At 64.3% G+C, this 20,819-nt stretch carries 16 protein-coding genes; all 16 read left to right on the forward strand.

From position 1 onward, the window contains the following. The first annotated feature begins 31 nt into the window (after positions 1-31). The 16 genes from PSV26_RS05405 to PSV26_RS05480 all read left to right on the forward strand — a co-directional run bounded on the left by PSV26_RS05405 (position 32) and on the right by PSV26_RS05480 (position 20,466). Entirely contained in the window at positions 32-3,850 is a 3,819-nt protein-coding gene (locus PSV26_RS05405) for a nitrate reductase subunit alpha (protein ID WP_300515919.1), read from the forward strand. Beyond that, the gene (narH, locus tag PSV26_RS05410) at positions 3,847-5,379 is read left to right on the forward strand and encodes a nitrate reductase subunit beta (protein WP_300515921.1); all 1,533 of its coding nucleotides are present in this window, start codon (positions 3,847-3,849) and stop codon (positions 5,377-5,379) included. The genes PSV26_RS05405 and narH overlap by 4 nt, the downstream gene beginning before the upstream one ends. A 3-nt stretch (positions 5,380-5,382) precedes the next feature. Continuing rightward, positions 5,383-6,090 (forward strand): nitrate reductase molybdenum cofactor assembly chaperone, encoded by a 708-nt coding sequence (gene narJ, locus PSV26_RS05415; RefSeq protein ID WP_300515923.1) that lies wholly within the window; start codon positions 5,383-5,385, stop codon positions 6,088-6,090. After that, on the forward strand, positions 6,087-6,809 hold the full coding sequence (gene narI, locus PSV26_RS05420; protein ID WP_300515926.1) for a respiratory nitrate reductase subunit gamma: 723 nt from the start codon (positions 6,087-6,089) through the stop codon (positions 6,807-6,809). The genes narJ and narI overlap by 4 nt, the downstream gene beginning before the upstream one ends. A 42-nt stretch (positions 6,810-6,851) precedes the next feature. Further along, a complete protein-coding gene (locus PSV26_RS05425) occupies positions 6,852-7,712 on the forward strand; it encodes a peptidylprolyl isomerase (RefSeq protein WP_300568598.1) in 861 nt (286 codons plus the stop codon). Continuing rightward, complete coding sequence (locus PSV26_RS05430; RefSeq protein ID WP_300515932.1) at positions 7,709-8,401, forward strand: carbonic anhydrase; 693 nt, start codon at positions 7,709-7,711, stop codon at positions 8,399-8,401. The genes PSV26_RS05425 and PSV26_RS05430 overlap by 4 nt, the downstream gene beginning before the upstream one ends. Continuing rightward, positions 8,379-9,647 (forward strand): nitronate monooxygenase family protein, encoded by a 1,269-nt coding sequence (locus PSV26_RS05435; protein ID WP_300568600.1) that lies wholly within the window; start codon positions 8,379-8,381, stop codon positions 9,645-9,647. Before PSV26_RS05430 ends, PSV26_RS05435 begins: the two co-directional genes overlap by 23 nt. Next, positions 9,644-12,067, forward strand: a complete 2,424-nt coding sequence (locus PSV26_RS05440) for an adenosylcobalamin-dependent ribonucleoside-diphosphate reductase (protein ID WP_300568602.1) — start codon at positions 9,644-9,646, stop codon at positions 12,065-12,067. The genes PSV26_RS05435 and PSV26_RS05440 overlap by 4 nt, the downstream gene beginning before the upstream one ends. Further along, positions 12,064-13,386 carry an NnrS family protein gene (locus PSV26_RS05445; protein ID WP_300568604.1) on the forward strand — a complete coding sequence of 441 codons (1,323 nt, stop codon included), beginning with the start codon at positions 12,064-12,066 and terminating at the stop codon, positions 13,384-13,386. Before PSV26_RS05440 ends, PSV26_RS05445 begins: the two co-directional genes overlap by 4 nt. A gap of 11 nt (positions 13,387-13,397) precedes the next feature. Next, positions 13,398-14,078, forward strand: coding sequence for a nitroreductase (locus PSV26_RS05450; RefSeq protein ID WP_300568606.1), 681 nt, complete (start codon positions 13,398-13,400; stop codon positions 14,076-14,078). A gap of 12 nt (positions 14,079-14,090) precedes the next feature. Beyond that, entirely contained in the window at positions 14,091-14,495 is a 405-nt protein-coding gene (locus tag PSV26_RS05455; RefSeq protein WP_096696502.1) for a ribonucleotide reductase subunit alpha, read from the forward strand. A gap of 85 nt (positions 14,496-14,580) precedes the next feature. Continuing rightward, on the forward strand, positions 14,581-15,099 hold the full coding sequence (locus PSV26_RS05460) for a hemerythrin domain-containing protein (RefSeq protein ID WP_300568640.1): 519 nt from the start codon (positions 14,581-14,583) through the stop codon (positions 15,097-15,099). A gap of 94 nt (positions 15,100-15,193) precedes the next feature. Next, positions 15,194-16,447, forward strand: a complete 1,254-nt coding sequence (locus PSV26_RS05465) for a glutamate-5-semialdehyde dehydrogenase (RefSeq protein WP_300568642.1) — start codon at positions 15,194-15,196, stop codon at positions 16,445-16,447. After that, positions 16,444-16,743, forward strand: a complete 300-nt coding sequence (locus PSV26_RS05470) for a c-type cytochrome (protein WP_300568608.1) — start codon at positions 16,444-16,446, stop codon at positions 16,741-16,743. Before PSV26_RS05465 ends, PSV26_RS05470 begins: the two co-directional genes overlap by 4 nt. A 119-nt stretch (positions 16,744-16,862) precedes the next feature. Then, positions 16,863-18,158, forward strand: coding sequence for a glutamate--cysteine ligase (gshA, locus tag PSV26_RS05475; protein ID WP_300515947.1), 1,296 nt, complete (start codon positions 16,863-16,865; stop codon positions 18,156-18,158). 439 nt (positions 18,159-18,597) lie between these two features. After that, positions 18,598-20,466: a potassium transporter Kup gene (locus PSV26_RS05480; protein ID WP_300568610.1), complete on the forward strand. Its 1,869-nt coding sequence runs from the start codon at positions 18,598-18,600 to the stop codon at positions 20,464-20,466. The last annotated feature ends 353 nt before the right edge of the window (positions 20,467-20,819 follow it).

The following is a 20,819-nucleotide window of genomic DNA, read 5'->3' on the forward strand; positions in this document are numbered from 1 at the left end:
ACCCGAATTTGCCGCTTTACCGGAGAATCAAATGAGTCATTTTCTCGATCGACTGAGCCACTTTTCCAACCCCAGGGAGTCCTTCTCCGGGGCGCACGGCGTCACCACCGCCGAGGACCGGACCTGGGAAGACGCCTACCGCAACCGCTGGGCGCACGACAAGATTGTGCGCAGCACCCATGGTGTGAACTGCACCGGGTCGTGCTCCTGGAAGATTTATGTCAAGGGCGGCATCGTCACTTGGGAAACCCAGCAGACCGACTACCCGCGCACGCGCTGGGACATGCCCAACCACGAGCCGCGCGGCTGCTCGCGCGGTGCCAGCTACAGCTGGTACCTGTACAGCGCCAACCGCGTCAAGTACCCCATGGTGCGCGCGCGCCTGCTCAAACACTGGCGCGAAGCGCGCCTGACGCTGGCGCCGGTCGAGGCCTGGGCGGCCGTTGTGCAGGACGACGCCAAGCGGCGCGACTACCAGAGCGTGCGCGGCCTTGGCGGGTTCGTGCGTTCCAGCTGGGACGAGGTCAACGAGATCATTGCGGCCTCGAACGTCCACACGATCAAGAAGCACGGCGCCGACCGCATTATCGGTTTCTCGCCGATCCCGGCGATGTCCATGGTCAGTTATGCCTCCGGCTCGCGCTACCTGTCACTGATAGGCGGCGTGTGCATGAGTTTCTACGACTGGTACTGCGACCTGCCTCCGTCCAGCCCCCAGGTCTGGGGTGAGCAGACCGACGTGCCGGAGTCGGCCGACTGGTACAACTCCGGCTTCATCATTGCGTGGGGCTCGAACGTGCCGCAGACGCGCACCCCCGATGCGCACTTCTTCACCGAGGTCCGTTACAAGGGCACCAAGACGGTGGCGATCACGCCCGACTATTCCGAGGTCGCCAAACTCTCCGACCTGTGGTTGCACCCCAAGCAGGGCACCGATGCGGCGGTCGCCATGGCGATGGGCCACGTGATTCTGAAAGACTTCTACTTCGGTGGCAACGGCAAACCGCGTTCGGCCTACTTCGACCACTACGCCCGCCGCTATACCGACTTGCCCATGCTGGTGATGCTGAAAGAGCACCAGCTGGAAAACGGTGAAACCGTCATGGTGCCGGACCGTTACGTGCGCGCGTCCGACTTCAACGGCAAGCTGGGCCAGGCGAACAACCCCGAGTGGAAAACCGTGGCTTTCGACGCGCAGGGCAAGGTTGTGCTGCCGCACGGCGCCATTGGGTTTCGCTGGGGTCCGGACGGCCGTGCCGACGCCGGGCAGTGGAACCTGGAGTCCAAAGAGGCACGCCAGGGTGACGAGGTCACGCTCAAGCTGTCGGTGATGGAAGGCGATGCGCCCAGTGCTGACAGCGCCAAGGTTGGGTTTCCGTATTTCGGCGGCATCCCCCATGAGCACTTCCAGAACAACGAGCAGAGCGATGTGCTGGTGCGTACAGTGCCCGTGCAACGCATTTCACTCGGCAAGGCTGGCGAAGAGCGTTCGGCCCTGGTGGCCACGGTGTTCGACCTGCAGGTTGCGCAATACGGCATTTCCCGCGGTTTGCCCGGTGAGCTGGCTGCCGCCGACTTTGACGACAATACCCCCTACACGCCGGCCTGGCAAGAACAGATCACCGGGGTGCCGCGCGACCAGGTGATCGCCGTCGCACGCCAGTTTGCCGACAATGCCGAGAAGACCGAAGGCCGGTCCATGGTCATCATCGGTGCGGGGATGAACCACTGGTACCACAGTGACATGAACTACCGCAGCGTCATCAACATGCTGATGATGTGCGGCTGCATCGGCAAGAGCGGCGGTGGCTGGGCGCACTACGTGGGCCAGGAAAAACTGCGGCCGCAGACCGGCTGGACGCCGCTGGCCTTCGCGCTCGACTGGATCCGCCCCCCCCGGCAGATGAACTCCACCAGTTTCTTTTATGCGCACACCGACCAGTGGCGCTACGAGAAACTCGGTGTGGACGAGGTGTTGTCGCCGTTGGCGGACAAAAAACTCTACGGCGGCAGCATGATCGACTACAACGTGCGCGCCGAGCGCATGGGTTGGTTGCCAAGCGCGCCGCAATTGCAGACCCATCCCATGCAGGTCGTCAAGGACGCGCAGGCCGCGGGTCTGGATGCCAAGGACTATGTCGTCAAGGCGCTCAAGGACGGCTCGCTCAGGATGAGCTGCGAGGACCCGGACCATCCGGACAACTGGCCGCGCAACATGTTTGTCTGGCGCTCCAACATCATCGGTTCGTCAGGCAAGGGCCATGAATATTTCCTCAAACATCTGCTCGGTACGGACAACGGGGTGCAGGGCAAGGATCTGGGTGCCGAAGAGGGCAAACCCGAAGAAGTGGTCTGGCACGACAAGGCACCCGAGGGCAAGCTGGACCTGCTGGTCACGCTCGACTTCCGCATGAGCACGACCTGCCTGTACTCGGACATCGTGTTGCCGACGGCAACCTGGTACGAAAAGAACGACCTCAACACCAGCGACATGCACCCCTTTATCCATCCGCTGTCCACCGCGGTGGACCCGGTGTGGCAGTCGAAAAGCGACTGGGAAATCTACAAGGGCTTCGCGAAAAAATTCAGTGAACTGTGCGAAGGCCATCTCGGCGTCGAGAAGGAGATGGTGTTGACTCCGGTGATGCACGATACCCCGGGTGAGCTGGCCCAGCCTTTTGAAGTCAAGGACTGGAAGCGTGGCGAGTGCGAGCTGGTGCCCGGCAAGACGGCGCCGCAGATGCAGGTGGTCGAACGGGACTACCCCAATGTCTACAAACGTTTCACGGCCGTCGGCCCGCTGCTCAACAAGATCGGCAACGGCGGCAAGGGTATTTCGTGGAATACCGAAACCGAGGTGAAACAGCTCGGTCAGCTCAACGGCCTGGTGACCGAACCGGGCGTGACCCAGGGCATGCCGCGCATCAACAGCGACATCGACGCCTGCGAGATGGTGCTGCAGCTGGCGCCTGAAACCAACGGCCATGTGGCAGTCAAGGCCTGGGCGGCACTGGGCAAGCAGACCGGCCGCGAGCACACCCATCTGGCGCTGCACCGCGAGGACGAGAAGATCCGCTTTCGCGACATCCAGGCGCAACCGCGCAAGATCATCAGCTCGCCGACCTGGAGCGGCATCGAGTCTGAAACCGTGTCGTACAACGCCGGCTACACCAATGTGCATGAACTGATCCCATGGCGCACCCTCACGGGCCGCCAGCAGTTCTATCAGGACCATCCGTGGATGCTGGCGTTCGGCGAGGGCCTGGCCAGCTACCGGCCGCCGGTGAACCTCAAGGCAACGGCCGGGGTGCACGGCATCCGTACCAACGGCAACACCGAAATATTGCTGAACTTCATCACGCCGCACCAGAAGTGGGGCATTCACTCGACCTACACCGACAACCTGTTGATGCTGACGCTGAGCCGGGGCGGGCCCATCATCTGGCTCAGTGAAGACGACGCGAAGTTGATCGGGGTTGAGGACAACGACTGGATCGAGGCCTACAACGTCAACGGCGCGATTGCCGCGCGGGCTGTCGTCAGCCAGCGCGTCAAGCCCGGCATGGTGATGATGTACCACGCTCAGGAAAAAATCGTCAACACCCCGGGTTCGGAGATCACCGGCCAGCGTGGCGGCATCCACAACTCGGTGACGCGCATCGTGCTCAAGCCGACCCACATGATTGGTGGTTATGCGCAGCTTTCCTACGGCTTCAACTACTACGGAACCATAGGCACCAACCGTGATGAGTTCGTTGTGGTGCGCAAGATGGACAAAGTGGACTGGCTGGACACGCCGCGCGATGACGAAAAAGCGTTTGCCGTGCAACAAATGGGAGAAGCAGCATGAAGGTCCGCGCACAAATCGGCATGGTGTTGAACCTGGACAAGTGCATTGGCTGCCACACCTGTTCGGTCACCTGCAAAAACGTCTGGACCAGCCGGCCCGGCATGGAATACGCCTGGTTCAACAACGTCGAAACCAAGCCCGGCATCGGTTACCCCAAGGAATGGGAGAACCAGGATAAATGGAACGGCGGCTGGGTGCGCAAGGCCGACGGTTCGATCGAGCCACGCCAGGGCGGCAAGTGGAAGCTGCTGATGCGCATCTTCTCCAACCCGAACATGCCGCAGATTGACGACTATTACGAACCTTTCACCTTCGACTACGACCACCTGCAGTCGGCGCCCGAGATGCAGGCCACGCCGACGGCGCGGCCACGCAGCCTGATCACCGGCAAGCGCATGGAGAAAATCGAGTGGGGACCGAATTGGGAAGAGATCCTCGGCGGCGAGTTCTCCAAGCGCAGCAAGGACGCCAACCTGGCGAACTTCGACCAGGTCCAGAAAGACATGGTGGGCCAGTTCGAAAACACCTTCATGATGTATTTGCCGCGCCTGTGCGAGCACTGCCTGAACCCGGCCTGCGTGGCGTCTTGTCCGTCGGGCTCGATCTACAAGCGAGAGGAAGACGGCATCGTGCTGATCGACCAGGACAAGTGCCGCGGCTGGCGCATGTGTGTGTCGGGCTGCCCCTACAAGAAGATCTATTACAACTGGAAAAGCGGCAAGGCCGAAAAATGCACCTTCTGCTACCCGCGCATTGAAGCCGGCCAGCCGACCGTCTGCAGCGAAACCTGCGTAGGCCGCATCCGCTATCTTGGTGTGGTGCTGTACGACGCCGACCGCATCCAGGAAGCGGCCAGCGTGGAAGACGACAAGGACCTGTACCAGGCCCAGCTCGACATCTTCCTGGACCCGAACGATCCGAAAGTGATAGCCCAGGCACGCCTGGACGGCATCCCGGAAGCCTGGCTGGAAGGCGCGCGCCGCAGCCCGGTCTACAAGATGGCGGTGGAGTGGAAGGTGGCATTGCCGCTGCACCCCGAGTACCGCACGCTGCCCATGGTCTGGTACGTGCCGCCGCTGTCGCCCATCACCTCGGCGGCCAACGCCGGCCAGATCGGCGTCAATGGCGAGTTGCCCGACATCGCCCAGATGCGCATTCCTGTGCAGTACCTGGCCAATCTGCTGACTGCCGGCGACACGGCACCGGTGATCCGTTCACTGCAGCGCATGCTTGCCATGCGGTCCTACCAGCGCAGCAAACATGTGGACCAGGTGCAGAACCTGGCTGTGCTGGAGCAGGCCGGTCTGACGGTGGCCGAGGTCGAGGAGATGTACCACATCATGGCGATCGCCAACTACGAAGACCGCTTCGTGATCCCGACGACCCACCGCGAATATGCCGAGAACGCGTTTGACATGCGTGGCGGCTGCGGCTTCACCTTCGGCAATGGTTGCTCCGACGGCGCCAGCGACGTCAGCCTGTTCGGCGGCAACAAGAAACGCACTATTCCCATCAAGGTGGAGGTCTGAACCATGGCACTTTTCAACAATACCCCCGCTGTGGCTTCAAGGAGCCTGCGTGTGCTGGCCCGGCTGCTGGGTTACCCCGACGCCGAGCTGCGCAGCCATCTGGACGTGCTGCGCGAGGCACTGCACGAAGAGCGTGCCCTGGAGCCGCAAAGGCTGGCCGAGCTGAACGCCCTGATCGATGCACTTGCGCTGGCGCCGGCGCTTGAGACCGAGGCCGCTTATGTCGAACTGTTCGACCGGGGCCGCGCCACCTCGCTGCACCTGTTCGAGCACGTGCACGGCGATTCGCGCGATCGCGGGCCGGCCATGATTGACCTGGCGCAAACCTACGAGAAAGCAGGGATGTACCTGGCAGAAGGCGAGATGCCGGACTTCCTGCCGGTGGTGCTCGAATTCACCTCGACCCAGCCGCCGCGCGAGGCGCGCGAGTTTCTGGCCGAGATGGCGCACATTTTCAATGCGATTTTCGCGGCGCTGCAGCAGCGCGAAAGTGCCTACGCCTCCGTGCTGGGTGCCTTGCTGGAGCTGGCCGGTGAGAAGGCCCAGCCGGTACAGATTGCTGTGGAAGAACCCATCGACGCGGTCTGGGAAGAGCCAGTTGTCTTTGACGGCTGCTCCTCCAAAGGCCAGTCCAGACCGGACCAGCCGCAACCGATCCACATCGTGCCTCACGTGCGCAAGGCACGCCCCACCCAAGGAGTACAAGCATGAGCCCCGGACTTCACGGATTTCTTTTTGGGGTCTATCCCTACATCTGCCTGACCGTGTTCCTGCTCGGCAGCCTGATCCGCTTCGACCGCGACCAGTACACCTGGAAAAGCGACTCCTCGCAGCTGCTGCGAACCGGCCTGCTGCGCTGGGGCAGCAACCTGTTCCACGTGGGCATCCTGTTCCTGTTCTTCGGCCATCTGGTCGGCCTGCTGACACCCCACGCGGTGTATGGCTTTTTCATGGACGCCGCCACCAAGCAGCGCATGGCAATCTTCGCGGGAGGCATTGCCGGTGTCATCTGTTTCATCGGACTGTCGATGCTGATTTACCGCCGCGTGTTTGATCCGCGAATCCGCTACACCAGCCACAAGACCGATCTTGCGATCCTGCTGATTCTGTGGACGCAGCTGGTGGTGGGCCTGATCACCTTGCCGTACTCGTGGGGCCACGCCGATGGCAGCGTGATGCTGATCCTGGCGGAATGGGCGCAGCGCATTCTCACCCTGCGTGAGGTGGACTCTGCCGCGCTGGCTGTCCTGCCCTGGCCCTACCGTTTCCATATCGTGTTCGGGATGACCATCTTCCTGCTGTTCCCCTTCAGCCGCCTGGTGCATGTGTGGAGCGGCTTTGGATCAGTCGCCTACATCTTCCGTCCCTACCAGGTGGTGCGCAGCCGCCGGCTTGGCGTTCCCGGGGCCAAGTCGCCCGGTGCCCGTTAAGCCGCTCACCCGTCAGGCAATGCAAGAAACGAGGCTCCCTCCATGACTACCCAGACGTTTTCTCCACCCCCTGCAGCCCAGGGCTGCGGCAGCGGTTCCTGCCAGTGCGGTCCTGCAGCCGCCGCGCCGGTTGCGCCCACTGCCTGCGTCAACGGCATCGCGCTGCATGCGAGCGGTCAGCGTCCGGACACGGCGACGCTGCGCGAGCTGGCCTACACCGAACTGCTGCGCCAGCAGGCGGTGTCGCAGGGCCTGCTGCCGCGCCACACCGGCCTGACCACCCCGGAACTGGGCCAGGCCGAACGCGAGATCATCGAAGCCATGGTCGACCGGCAGGTGGTCAGCCCCCAACCGAGCGACGAGGAAGGCCGGCGGTATTACGAGGCCCACAAGGCGCAGTTTCTGGTGGGCCAGGCGCTGCATGTGCGCCACATCCTGTTTGCCGTCACCCCCGGTGTCAACGTCCAGGCACTCACCGTGCACGCCGAACGCGCCTTGCTGGAGCTGTCGCACAAGGGAGTCTCGCCTGAGCGGTTTGCCCAGTTGGCCGCTGAACTCTCCAACTGCCCGAGCAGCGCGCAGGGCGGCGACCTTGGCTGGATCACACCGGACGACTGCGCGCCTGAACTGGCGACGGAACTGTTTCATCTCCAGCACGCGCAAACCGGCACTGGCGTGCATCCACGCCTGTTTCATACGCGTTTCGGCTTTCACATCATCGACGTGCTGGAACGTCGCAGCGGCGCCCAGCCCGCCTATGAGGAAGTGCGCGAGCGCATTGCGGCCCTGCTGACCATGCAGTCGCGCGCCCGGGCCCTGCACCAGTTCATGACCCTGCTGGTGGGGGAGGCAGAAGTCGAAGGCATTGCCCTGGAAGGGGCTGATTCGCCGCTGGTCCAATGACCGAGGACGTTGCAAGCGCGGACGAGTTGTTGCTTCGCTTGCGGCGTTTTCACTCCGACTATTTCCCGCTGCACCAGCAGCGCTTCCAGGACCTGGTGGCGCAGGGGCAGCACCCCAAGACCCTGTTCATTGGCTGCTCGGATTCGCGGGTGGTGCCCTACCTGCTGACCGGCGCCGGTCCGGGTGAGCTTTTCATCGTGCGAAACGTAGGAGCCTTCGTTCCGCCGTACGACGGTTCGCACGGATTGCACGGCACCACCGCGGCGATCGAGTTCGCGGTGCTCAGCCTGCATGTCGAGCGCATCATCGTCTGCGGCCACAGCCACTGCGGCGCCGTCCGCGCTGCCTATGAAGGTGTGCCCGAGGAAGCCGTGGCCCTGCAGGCCTGGCTCAAGCTCGCCAGCGAAGCCCTGCTGCCGGTCCAGTCCAGCCCCGAAGCCCTGCGTCGCACCGAGCAGCGCATCGTGGTGCTGCAGCTCGAACGCCTGATGGACTACCCCATGGTGCGGCGTGAGGTCGAGAAGGGCGCCTTGACGCTGCATGGCTGGCATTACGTGATTGAGGACGGCGAAATCCACATCTTTGATGTACGGCAAGGAAGTTTTGTGCCCGCTGCGATAGCCTCCAACAGCGGCACGGGACCGTACCAACCTTACGTGGAATACGATGGACAAATCATTAGCGACTGACCTGGCTACCCAGGCAAGTGTCGACTCGGCGGGCGCCGCCGCGATACTGCAGACACTGGCCCGTGACTCGGGCCTGCGGCCCTGGCGGCTGGGCGAAAGAAACCTGGTACCGGTGGTGCAGGGCGGCATGGGCGTGTGTGTGTCGGCCGGTGGCCTGGCCGGCGCAGTGGCCCGTCTGGACGGGGTGGGCACGGTGTCTTCCGTGGACCTGCGCCGCCTGCATCCGGACCTGATGGCCAAAACCGGTCACCTGGACAAGGAGCCCGATGCAAAAGCCGTGATCAATGCGGCCAACCTCGAGGCGCTGGACCGCGAAATACGCAAGGCTCGCCAGCTGGCGCAGGGTCGCGGACTGATTGCCGTCAACATCATGAAGGCACTCGGCGCCTATGAAGACTATGTGCACCAGGCGCTGGCCAGCGGCGCCGATGCGCTGGTGGTCGGTGCGGGCCTGCCACTGGATTTGCCGGAGCTGGCGCGAGATTACCCCAAGGTTGCGCTGATCCCCATCCTGTCGGATGCCCGGGGCGTGCAATTGCTGGTGCGCAAGTGGCAGAAAAAGGGCCGCCTGCCGGATGCCATCGTGATCGAGCACCCGGGTCTGGCGGGCGGTCACCTGGGCGCGGCGAAGGTCGCGGACCTGCATGATCCGCGCTTCGATTTCGAGGTGGTCATCCCGCAGGTGCGGGAATTCTTCAAGACGGCGGGCATCGAGCGCGAGATTCCGCTGATTGCCGCCGGCGGCATCAATTGCCGGGATGACATCCTGCGCCTGCAGGCCCTCGGTGCTTCGGCTGTGCAGCTGGGCACGGCGTTTGCCGTCACCCAGGAGTGCGATGCCGATCCTGCCTTCAAAAAAGTACTGGCCGAAGCCAGGCCGGAAGACATGGTGGAGTTCATCAGTGTGGCCGGTCTGCCGGCGCGCGCGGTGCGCACGCCCTGGCTGGACAAATACATCCGGCTCGAACCCAAACTCCAGGCGGCGGCCCATGTCAAGACCAAATGCAACATGTCGTTTGACTGCCTCGCCCACTGCGGCCTGCGCGACGGCGTGGCCAGCATGGGCCAGTTCTGCATCGACCAGCAGCTTGGCCACGCGTTTGACGGCAACATGCGCAAAGGCCTCTTCTTCCGTGGTGCCGCCCGTCTGCCGTTTGGCGACCAGATCCGTTCGGTGCAAGAATTGATGCAATGGCTGCTCGGCGGAATCCGGCCGGTGGCGCCCATCGCAGGAGCACAAGCATGAAACGCGATCAGTTTGGCCGGCCTCAGGACCTGACGGCCACCCAACCCATCAGTCACGACGTGCTGAAGGAGAAATACCTCAAACCCGGTGAGTCGGGTGTGGAAGACCTGTACCGGCGTGTGGCGCGGGCCCTGGCCTCGGTTGAGCCGGAAGCGGAACGCGCCCGACACGAGGCCCAGTTTCTCGAAAACCTTCACGCAGGTGCCATAGGCGCAGGCCGCATCATGAGTGCGGCCGGCACGGCCATCCAGGCGACCCTCATCAACTGCTTCGTGCAGCCTGTGGGCGACTGCATCCAGGGTGTGGATGACGGAGGTTATCCCGGCATCTATGAAGCCCTGCGCGAGGCGGCCGAAACCATGCGCCGCGGCGGTGGCGTGGGTTACGATTTTTCCCGTATCCGGCCGCGCGGCGCCGAGGTCAAGGGCACGGCCTCCATGGCTTCCGGTCCCTGCAGTTACATCAACGTCTTTGACCAGTCCTGCTCCACGGTGGAAAGCGCGGGTGCACGGCGTGGCGCGCAGATGGGCGTGCTGCGCATCGACCACCCCGACGTGCACGAGTTCATCACTGCCAAGCGCACACCCGGGCGATGGAACAACTTCAACGTGTCGGTCGGCATGCCGGATGCGTTCATGCATGCGCTGGCCGAAGACCAGCCCTGGGAGCTTGTACACAAGGCCAAACCCGGCGCGCCCTTGATGGCGCAGGGGGCGTTCCAGCGCGCCGACGGCCTGTGGGTCTACCAGACAGTGGCCGCGCGCGAGTTGTGGGACACCGTGATGCACTCGGCCTACGATTTTGCCGAGCCCGGCATCCTGTTTCTGGACCACATCAACCAGGACAACAACCTGCGTTATTGCGAGGACATTGCGGCGACCAATCCCTGCGGCGAGCAACCGTTGCCGCCTTACGGATGCTGCGACCTCGGGCCCATCATCCTCACGCGTTTTGTGCGACATCCTTTCGGCTTCAATGGCGAGCCGGGCTTTGATTTCGAGGCGTTTGAGAAATCGGTGACCACCCAGGTGCGTGCGCTCGACAACGTGCTGGACGTGACCTTCTGGCCGTTGCCGCAGCAGCAGGCCGAGTCGACTGCCAAGCGCCGCATCGGCGTCGGGTTCACCGGCCTGGGCAATGCCTTGGCCATGTTGCGTCTGCGTTACGACGCGCCCGAGGGGCGCGAGATGGCGGCGCGTATCGCCGTCGCCATGCGCGATGCGGCCTACACCGCCTCGGTGGCGCTGGCGAAGGAAAAAGGCGCGTTCCCGAAGTTCGACGCCGACGGTTATCTCGCCGCAGGCACCTTTGCCAGCCGCTTGCCGGCCGCCCTGCAGCAGTCCATCCGTGCCAACGGCATCCGCAACAGCCACCTGCTGTCGATTGCACCGACCGGCACGGTCAGCCTGGCATTTGCCGACAACGCGTCCAACGGCATCGAGCCGCCATTTTCCTGGATGTACCGGCGCAAGAAACGCGAGTCCGACGGCAGCACCACGGAATACGCGGTGGAAGACCATGCCTGGCGCCTGTACCGCGAGCTCGGCGGGGACGTGGACAAACTGCCTGCTTACTTTGTGTCGGCGCTCGAGATGTCGGCAGACAGCCACATTGGCATGATGGAAGCGGTGCAGCCCTTTGTGGACACGGCGATCTCCAAAACCGTCAACGTGCCGGCCGACTATGCCTACGAGGACTTCAAGAACCTGTACCAGCAGGCCTGGCGCGCCAAGCTCAAGGGCCTGGCCACCTACCGGCCCAATGCGATTCTGGGCTCGGTGCTGGAAACCCATGCGCCCGCCGCCGCGCCGGCCGTCCCGGTGCCCATGGATCCGATGCGCACGGTGATCGAGAGCCGTCCCAAGGGCGCCTTGTCCGCCGTGGCCGAAAAGGTCGACTACTGGACGCAGGAAGGGCACAAGACGCTGTACATCGTGGTGTCTTTCCTGCCGGTGCCCTCGGCCAGCGGCGAGGGCACGGTTGAACGAGCCATCGAATTTTTCATGCCGGTGGGGCAAAGCGGCGAGTCGCAGCAGTGGATCACCTCCAGCATGCGTATGCTCTCGCTGGCGGCGCGCGGCGGCTTCCTCGAGCGAGCACTCAGCGACATGCGCAAGGTTGCCTGGGACCGGGGCCCGGTGCGGCTGGGCACCTACGAGAAAGCCGATGGCACCCGTGTGCCCCTGTGGCACGACTCGGAAGTTGCCGCCATTGCCTATGCGGTGCAGAACATCATCGCGCGGCGCGCCCGGCAGGGCGTTGCCAGCGCAGCGCCCGTGGTGGAGCCCCATGTCGACATGGCACTGGCGCCGCCGGTGATGGCGGGCAAGAAGTGCAGCGAATGTGGCGCCCACGCGGTGATCCGCAAGGACGGTTGCGACTACTGCACCCAGTGCGGCCACCTGGGCGTTTGCGGATGAATGAGCGCCCGGTCATCCCCCTGCGGGTGAGGCCGGGCAAACCCACGGCCAGCGAGCGGGCCAGGGTGGACCGCCGCTGGCGCGCCCGCCATCTGCTGCTGGCGCCGCACCGATCGGGTTTTTTCCTGGCGATGGTGGTGCTGGTGGCCGCAGGTATCTGGTGGGCGCTGGTGCAGCTGGACCGCATCAGTCCGGTGCTGAGCCTGCCGTATGCGCTGTCGCCCTCTCTGGCCCATGGCGCGGTCATGACCTTTGGCTTCATTGCGCTGTTCTTCTCGGGTTTCATGTTCACGGCCGGGCCGAAATGGCTGGGTGTGCAGCCCCTGGTGGCCCGCCGGTTGCGCGTGCCGCTGCTGCTGCAGGCCACGGGCTGGCTGTTGTGCCTGGCCGGTGCGCACCTGCATGGCCTGACGGCCCTGGCCGGGCTGGTGCTGGCCGGCGCAGGTCTGGCGTGGGTCACGGCGCTGTTCTGGGGGCTGATCCGGCGCAGTCGGGCTGAGGACCAGGTGCATGCGCGCACGGTGGGCGTCGCCTGCATCGTGGGCTGCTTCAGTCTGGGCGGTCTGGCGCTCAGTATGCTGCTGGGGTCGCCTGATGTGGCGCGCGCCTGTGTGCTCACCGGCTTGTGGGGCTTTGTGGTGGTGGTCTACGTCGCGGTGGCGCACCGCATGATTCCGTTTTTCACCTCCAGTGCCCTGCCGCGCATCGACGCCTGGCGCCCGTTCTGGGTGTTGTGGCTGATGCTGGCCGTCGCAGCGGCCGAGGTCGTGGCCGTGTGGGTCGAGCTGGACGGTCCGCTGCAAGGTACGGCGGGCACGGTCTGGATGGCCGCGCGCGGTGCTTTCGAGCTGGCCGCGGGCGGCGTGCTGCTCTGGCTCGCTGTGCTCTGGGGGCTGCTGCAAAGCCTCAAAAACCGTTTGCTGGCCATGCTGCATATTGGTTTTCTCTGGCTCGGCCTGGCGCTGATGCTCGGAGGGCTCTCGCAGTGGCTGGGCCTGCTGCAGGACGCGCCGGTGCTGGCCCTCGGCTCGCTGCATGCGCTGACCATGGGTTGCCTGGCCTCGCTGATGCTGGCCATGGTCACGCGGGTGTCCTGTGGGCACAGTGGTCGCGCGCTGGTGGCCGACAACCTGATCTGGACGCTGTTCTGGCTGCTGCAGGCCGCGACTTTGCTGCGCATTGCTGCGGCTGCGCAAACGGCACTCGCGGGCTGGCTGCTGCTGGCGGCCGCCCTTGTGTGGGCCGGCGTCATGGGGGTGTGGGGTGTGCGGCTGGGCAGCTGGTATGGCCGTCTGCGTGCTGACGCACGCCCCGGGTGAGTGGTGCAGTGATGAACCTGCTTGCCGTCCCGGCCCCCCTGCCCGTCTCCAGCACGCCTGACAGCGATCCGGCGAGTTTGGCGGCGACGCTGATGCAGTCGCGCCAGACCATTTTGCCCAAACGCCTGCTGGCGCCCGGTCCCGACGCGAAGCAGCTCGGCATGATCCTGAACGCGGCGGCCACGGCGCCCGACCACGGGCAACTGCAACCCTGGCGCCTGGTGCTCGTGCCGCAGGCGGCGCGCGCGCGGCTGGCCGAGGTGTTTGGCGCCGCGCTGATGGCGCGTGATGCCCGGGCTACTGCGGAACAGCTGGCGCAGGCGCGCGAAAAAGCGCACCGTGCCCCCTTGTTGATGCTGGTGGTGGTTGATGGCGAGCGCGGCGATGCGGAGATTGACCTGGCCGAACGCATCGTGTCCGCGGGTTGCGCGATCCAGAACATGCTGCTCATGGCCACCGCATTGGGGTATGGTTCGGCATTGACCAGCGGCAAGGCGCTGAAGTCCGCCGGCTTGCGCTCCCTGTTTGGGCTGGCGGCCGGCGAACAGGCGCTGTGTTTTGTCAGTATCGGCACGGCCCAGTCGCGCAAGCCCGCGCGCCTGCGACCGGCGCCGCCGGATTTTGCAAGCAGCCTGTCTGCCGACGGGTGCGCGCCGGGGCGCGAACCGGCGGATTCCTTTTATTCCCTGTGACTGGATCGACCCATGGACATTCTGAGTTTTGACGATTTGCTGCAGGCGGCCCGGGCCCAGCCCGAGCCGCAGCGCCTGCTGTTTGTGTTTACCGGCGTGGAGCTGCCCGAGGACAGCACGCCGGTGCAGCGCGAACGGTTTGAAGCCGGCCAGGGCGGTGCGCTGGTGCCGCTGATGTGTGTGGACAAGCGGCCGGAAGAACTGAGCTCGTTTGCGGCGCTGGTGCAGGAGTCCAGCCAGTTCGGCCACAACTGGGGCCTGGTGTTTGCGGCTGCGCTGGGCGGCTCGGTGAACCGCGCGCCCACCACCGAAGATGCCGAGGAGCCGCTGCAGCGCATGGTCGAGTCCATCAAGCAGGGCCAGATTGGCGCTTTCATTCCGTTTGACCCGCAGGGCCAACCGGTGCAGTTCGGCTGACATGGGCATCGTGCGCCGCAGTGCGCCTACGCAGGCCCTGCCGGGCTTTCATGCGCCCGGCGCTGGTTTTGAAGCGCCGTTCGAGATGCTGGGGGCCTGCCACGAACGGGTCGAGCGCATGCTGGCCTTGCTGGCACGCCTGCAGCAGCACCTGCTGGCGCAAGGCTGCGACGACGCCGCGCGGCAGGCCGCGCGTGACGTGATGCGTTACTTCGACCTCGCCGCGCCGCTGCACCACCAGGACGAGGAGATGCACGTGTTCCCGCCGCTGCTGGCAGGGCCGGACCCCGCCCTGCGCGCCCTGGTGCAGCGCCTGCTGCAGGACCACCGCGAGATGGAGGCCGCCTGGCCCCTGGCGCGCAGCGTGCTGCAGGCCGTCAGCGACAACCCGGCCGCGGACTGGATGCCGCTGGCGCCCGCCGGGACCGAGGCGCTGAACCGGTTTGCCGCACTGTACGTGCGCCACCTGGCAGACGAGGACGACCTGGCCTACCCTGCGGCGCAGGCGGTGCTGACGGCCGACGCCCTGCAGGCCATGAGCCAGGACATGATGCAGCGCCGGGGCGTGCCCGCCCGGAAGCAGGAGCGGTGCCCCGCCGCATGAATACGGGCAAAATAGGGGCATGAACGCGCCTGATCTTTCCAACACCCTGGCCCGAAGTGGCCAAGCCGACGCCGACGCCGAGCTGGCCCGCCTGATGGCGACCATGGGTTCCAGGGCAAAAGTGGCTTCGGCCCATATGGCGCGTGCGCCGGCAGCTATTAAAAACAGAGCACTTTTGACGCTGGCCGGCCTGTTGCGCCAAAACGTTGCGCCTTTGCAGGCGGCCAACCAGCGGGATCTCGAACGGGCGGCCGCAGCCGGCCTGGCCGGCCCCCTGCTGGACCGCCTCAAGCTCGGGACCAGGGACATCGCCACGGTGGCCACGGGTTGTGAGCAGCTCGCCGCCATGCCCGACGTGATCGGCGAGATCATCGGCATGAAGCAGCAGCCCAGCGGCATCCGCGTCGGCCAGATGCGGGTGCCCATCGGCGTGTTCGGCATGATTTATGAAAGCCGGCCCAACGTCACGATTGAAGCCGCGTCGCTGGCCATCAAGAGTGGCAACGCCTGCATCCTGCGCGGCGGCTCCGAGGCGGTCGAGTCGAACAAGGCGCTGGCCGCCCTGGTGCACCAGGCGCTGCTGGACGCCGGCCTGCCGGCCGAGGCCGTGCAGCTGGTGCCCACCACCGACCGTGCGGCGGTGGGCCTCCTGATCACCATGCCGCAGTACGTGGACGTGATCATCCCACGCGGCGGCAAAGGCCTGATTGAGCGCATCAGCCGCGACGCGAAAGTGCCGGTCATCAAACACCTGGACGGCAATTGCCATGTCTATGTGGACGACCCCTGCGACCTGGCCATGGCCGTGGCCGTGGCTGACAACGCCAAGACCAGCAAGTACAGCCCCTGCAACGCCAGCGAAGGGCTGCTGGTGGCGCGCGGCATCGCGGCTGACTTTCTGCCGGAAATCGGCGCCATCTACGCCGCCAAGGGGGTGGAGATGCGTTGTGATGCCGAAGCCCTGGCCCTGTTGTCCGCCGTGCCGGGTGCCGTCGTCCAGCCGGCCACTGAGCAGGACTGGTACGAGGAATACCTGGCGCCCGTCATCAGCATCAAGGTGGTGGCCGGTGTGGACGAAGCGATAACCCACATCAACCAGTACTCCAGCCACCACACCGATGCCATCCTCACGCGCGACCACATGCACGCCCAGCAGTTTCTGCGCGAGGTCGATTCGGCGAGCGTCATGGTGAATGCGAGCACCCGCTTCGCTGACGGTTTCGAGTTTGGCCTGGGCGCCGAAATCGGCATCAGCACCGACAAATTCCATGCCCGCGGCCCGGTCGGCATCGAAGGCCTGACCTCGCTGAAATACGTGGTGCTGGGCAACGGCGAGGTGCGACGGTGAGGGCCGCGCTCCTTGTGGCCATGCTCGCCCTGCCGATGGTCAGTCAGGCCGGTTCCGCGCTGGCGGTCGACATGGGCTGCTACAGCTGCCACGGGGCCTACCCCCGCGGCGAGGCCCTCGGTTTCGGGCAGCTGGCCGGGAAGTACGCGGGGCTCAAGGGCGATGCCTCCGCGGAGCAGAAGCGGGTGGACAAGTGGCGGCAGGGAGAATGGCTGGAGCACATCGATGCCCATGAGCGGCTCAGCCCGGAAACCGCCAGGGCGCTGTTTCACTGGCTGGTCGAGGGCGCAAAATAGCGCTGGCAGGGTCCGGCGGTCGCCCCCGGGGGTGACGACCAGGCGCTCGCCTTGAAGGCGGCATGATCGCCTCCATTTCCTAGAATTCGCTTCCCATAATTCACAAAAAAGAGGGCCGCATGGTTCCGCATCTGATTACTGCCCTGAACGGCCCCATCAACGAACTCGAGCAGCGCATCCTGGATACCACGCCGGCGATCGAGCGCTGGTTCCGCCTCGAGTGGATGGAGCACACGCCGCCCTTTTACAGCTCGGTCGACGTGCGCAACGCCGGCTTCAAGCTGGCACCGGTGGACACCAACCTCTACCCCGGCGGCTGGAACAACCTGACGCCCGAGATGCTGCCGCTGGCCGTGCAGGCGGCGATGGCGGCGATCGAGAAGATCTGCCCTGAGGCGCGCAACCTGCTGGTGATTCCCGAAAACCACACGCGCAACACCTTCTACCTGTCAAACGTTCTGCAGCTCAAGCGGATCTTCCACCAGGCCGGGCTGAACGTGCGTTTCGGCTCGCTGAGCCCCGACATCACCGAGCCGACCACGCTGACCTTGCCCACCGGCGAGCAGATCACGCTGGAGCCGCTGGTGCGCACCGAACGGCGCCTGGGGCTGAAAAACTTCGACCCCTGCACCATTTTGCTCAACAACGATCTGTCGGCCGGCATTCCCGGCATGCTGGAAGACCTGCACGAGCAGTATCTGCTGCCGCCGCTGCATGCGGGCTGGTCGGTGCGGCGCAAGTCGCGCCATTTCCAGGCCTATGAAGAGGTGTCCAAGCGTTTCGGCAAGCTGCTGGGCGTGGACCCCTGGCTGATCAACCCGATGTTTGCCAAGTGTGGCGAGGTCAACTTCGCCGAAGGCACGGGCATGGACTGCCTGACCACCAATGTCGATGCGCTGCTGACCAAGATCAAGCGCAAGTACAAGGAATACGGCATCAACGAAAAGCCGTTTGTCATCGTCAAGGCCGACAACGGCACCTACGGCATGGGCATCATGACGGTGCGCGATGTGAAAGACCTCGACGAGCTCAACCGCAAGACGAAAAACAAGATGAGTACCACCAAGGACGGGCAGCAGCTGTCCGAGGTGATCATCCAGGAAGGGGTGCAGACCCACGAGCGCATCAACGACGCGGTGGCCGAACCCGTCGTCTACATGATGGACCGCTACGTGGTGGGCGGCTTTTACCGCGTGCACGCCGACCGCGGCATCGACGAGAACCTCAACGCCCCGGGCGCCAGCTTTGTCCCGCTGGCCTTTGCCGACAGCGGCCGCCTGCCGCAGCCGGGTGTGCCGCCCGGCGCCAGCGGGCCCAACCGCTTCTACATGTACGGCGTGATCGGCCGGCTGGCCATGCTGGCCGCCAGTTACGAGCTGGAAGCCACCGATCCGGATGCCGAAGTCTACGATTAGAGCCTGGCACACCCCTGTCGTTCTCACTTCGCTGCGCTTGGTGTCGTGCCTTTTCCCCCTGCAGGGGTCGCGGCGAGGCATCCGGTAAAGCCGGCAAAGCCGGCCTGGCCGCGGTGCTGATCAAGCCGGGAAGGCGTTGCGTACCCTGGGCGCTACAAATCGTTCAGTTGTGGGTCTTTTTGGCCTTTAGCCCTTGATGGAAGGGCGCCGGCAGCTATCAAAAAAAGAGCGATTTCTGGACCCTTTCCACCCGAGAAGAAAACCGGCCGCTTCGCGACATTGTTACAAGTTGTTGCGGTGCAACAAAATACCGGATTCTCGCGATTAGGGGTCTGCGCTGACTTGCCGAATGCGGGACCGGGCGCAAAATAGCACTCCCCAAGACAACCTTTCTCGTCGTTGCGGCCAGCATGACCCCGGCCGCCGCGAGAATTTTTTTGTGTCCAGAAAAAAATCATCTCTTGCGGCGCTCACCCTGGGCGCCATCGGCATTGTTTACGGCGACATTGGCACCAGCGTTCTGTATGCCCTGAAGGTCGTCTTCGAATCCGGTTACGTGCCCCTGACGCCGGACAATATCTATGGTTTGCTGTCGATGGTGTTCTGGACCATCACGGTGATTGTTTCACTCAAGTACGTCACGCTGATCCTGCGCGCCGACAACAACGGCGAAGGCGGGCTGATCGCCATGCTGGCGCTGGCCACCAATGCCGTCAACGACAAGCCCAAACTGCGGCGCTGGTTGCTGGCTGTGGGCATTTTCGGCACCGCGATTTTTTATGGGGACGGTGTCATCACGCCGGCGATTTCGGTGCTTTCCGCGGTTGAGGGCCTGGAGCTGCTCTCGCCGGCTTTCAAGCCCTACGTCATGCCGCTCGCCCTGGTGGTGATCTTCGGCCTGTTTTATGTGCAGAAGAACGGCACCGCCGGCATAGGGCGTTTTTTCGGTCCGATCTGCGCCGTCTGGTTTGTCACCATCGCGGTGCTGGGCATCCCGCACATCTGGGCCCACCCCGAGGTGCTGGGAGCCGTCAGCCCGCACCATGCGTTGCGTTTCATCTTCCAGCACCCCGGCACCACCTTTGTGCTGCTGGGTGCGCTGGTGCTGTGTGTCACCGGCGCGGAGGCGCTGTATGCCGATCTCGGCCACTTTGGCAAGAAGCCGATACGCATGGCCTGGTTTGCCCTGGTCATGCCGGCGTTGCTGATCAACTATTTCGGCCAGGGGGCCATGCTGATCTACACCCCCGAATCGGTCGCCAACCCGTTTTACCTGATGGCGCCCAAGTGGGCGCTGGTGCCGCTGGTGATCCTGGCGACCGCGGCCACGGTGATTGCCTCCCAGGCGCTGCTGTCGGCTGCCTTTTCGGTCAGCAAGCAGGCCATCCAGCTGGGCTACCTGCCGCGCATGCAGATCCGCCACACCTCGGTGCATGAAACCGGTCAGGTCTACATTCCGGCGGTGAACTGGTCGCTGTTTGCGGCCATTGTGGTGGCGGTGGCCCTGTTCAAGAACTCGACCAACCTGGCGTCCGCCTACGGCATCGCGGTGACCACCGACATGCTGATCACGACCGTCCTGACCTTCTTCGTGATCCGCTACCGATGGAAGCTGCCGCTGGCCCTGTGTGTCGGCGCAACCGGCATCTTCTTCGTCGTGGACCTGATGTTCTTTGCTTCCAATGCATTGAAGTTCATCGCCGGCGGCTGGTTCCCGGTGCTGATCGGCGTGGTCATGTTCACCATCATGATGACGTGGAAGCAGGGCCGTGCGCTGCTCAATCAGAAGCTCCGGGCCGATGCCATCGACCTGCCGGGTTTTCTGGAAGCGGTGTTTGTCAGCCCGCCGGCGCGCGTTGAGGGCACGGCCGTGTTCCTGACCGCCGAGCCGGGCGCCGTGCCCAATGCGCTGCTGCACAACCTCAAGCACAACAAGGTGCTGCATGCGCAGAACCTGTTTGTCACGGTGCGCAGCCACGAGGTGCCCTGGATAGGGCTGGACAAACGCCTGTCCATCGAGTCGCTGGGCCACAACTGCTGGCAGGTGGTGATCCACTACGGGTTCAAGAACGACCCGGACCTGCCCAAGGCGCTTGAGCAGATGCGCACACGCGGCTGCGAACTGGAAGTCATGACGACCAGCTACTTCCTCTCGCGCGACGTGGTGGTGCCCACCATAGGCAGCGGCATGGCGCCGTGGCGCGAGAAGCTGTTCGCGCAGATGCACCACAACGCCAGCGGCGCGGCGGACTTCCTCAACCTGCCGAACAACTCGGTGGTGGAGCTGGGCAGCAAGATCGAGATTTGAGCCTGGTGTTTTGTGGCTGTAGCCCTTGTCCCATAAGCGCAAACAGCTATTGAATTTATAGCTAAATTCTCCCCGTGCCTGTCATCCCGGACTTGAGGAGCCTGCCCCGGACTCCGATTCGGGGGGATCCATGCTTCCATGCCCCTGAAGCACCGTTCGGGCTGAGCTTGTCGAAGCCGTTTTTTCGTCCTGAGTATGAGGTTTGCCTGCAAGCCGGGGGTTGCCCGGCGGCAACTCACTTTCTTTTTGCGTCGCCAAAAAGAAAGTAAGCAAAGAAAAAGGCGACCCTACTGTCTGCGTCCCTCCGCTTCGCTGCGGGCAACCTGCGGTGCTCGGCAAAAGCGGGGTCTCGC

Origin of the sequence: Polaromonas sp. (genome assembly GCF_029945685.1) — a bacterium.
Lineage (GTDB): Bacteria > Pseudomonadota > Gammaproteobacteria > Burkholderiales > Burkholderiaceae_C > Polaromonas.

Excerpts from the sequence above, each read along its gene's own strand:
- PSV26_RS05405 (WP_300515919.1), top strand. The coding sequence starts at position 32 with ATGAGTCATTTTCTCGATCGACTGAGCCACTTTTCCAACCCCAGGGAG.
- narH (WP_300515921.1), top strand. The coding sequence starts at position 3,847 with ATGAAGGTCCGCGCACAAATCGGCATGGTGTTGAACCTGGACAAGTGC.
- narJ (WP_300515923.1), top strand. The coding sequence starts at position 5,383 with ATGGCACTTTTCAACAATACCCCCGCTGTGGCTTCAAGGAGCCTGCGT.
- narI (WP_300515926.1), top strand. The coding sequence starts at position 6,087 with ATGAGCCCCGGACTTCACGGATTTCTTTTTGGGGTCTATCCCTACATC.
- PSV26_RS05425 (WP_300568598.1), top strand. The coding sequence starts at position 6,852 with ATGACTACCCAGACGTTTTCTCCACCCCCTGCAGCCCAGGGCTGCGGC.
- PSV26_RS05430 (WP_300515932.1), top strand. The coding sequence starts at position 7,709 with ATGACCGAGGACGTTGCAAGCGCGGACGAGTTGTTGCTTCGCTTGCGG.
- PSV26_RS05435 (WP_300568600.1), top strand. The coding sequence starts at position 8,379 with ATGGACAAATCATTAGCGACTGACCTGGCTACCCAGGCAAGTGTCGAC.
- PSV26_RS05440 (WP_300568602.1), top strand. The coding sequence starts at position 9,644 with ATGAAACGCGATCAGTTTGGCCGGCCTCAGGACCTGACGGCCACCCAA.
- PSV26_RS05445 (WP_300568604.1), top strand. The coding sequence starts at position 12,064 with ATGAATGAGCGCCCGGTCATCCCCCTGCGGGTGAGGCCGGGCAAACCC.
- PSV26_RS05450 (WP_300568606.1), top strand. The coding sequence starts at position 13,398 with ATGAACCTGCTTGCCGTCCCGGCCCCCCTGCCCGTCTCCAGCACGCCT.
- PSV26_RS05455 (WP_096696502.1), top strand. The coding sequence starts at position 14,091 with ATGGACATTCTGAGTTTTGACGATTTGCTGCAGGCGGCCCGGGCCCAG.
- PSV26_RS05460 (WP_300568640.1), top strand. The coding sequence starts at position 14,581 with ATGCTGGGGGCCTGCCACGAACGGGTCGAGCGCATGCTGGCCTTGCTG.
- PSV26_RS05465 (WP_300568642.1), top strand. The coding sequence starts at position 15,194 with ATGGCGACCATGGGTTCCAGGGCAAAAGTGGCTTCGGCCCATATGGCG.
- gshA (WP_300515947.1), top strand. The coding sequence starts at position 16,863 with ATGGTTCCGCATCTGATTACTGCCCTGAACGGCCCCATCAACGAACTC.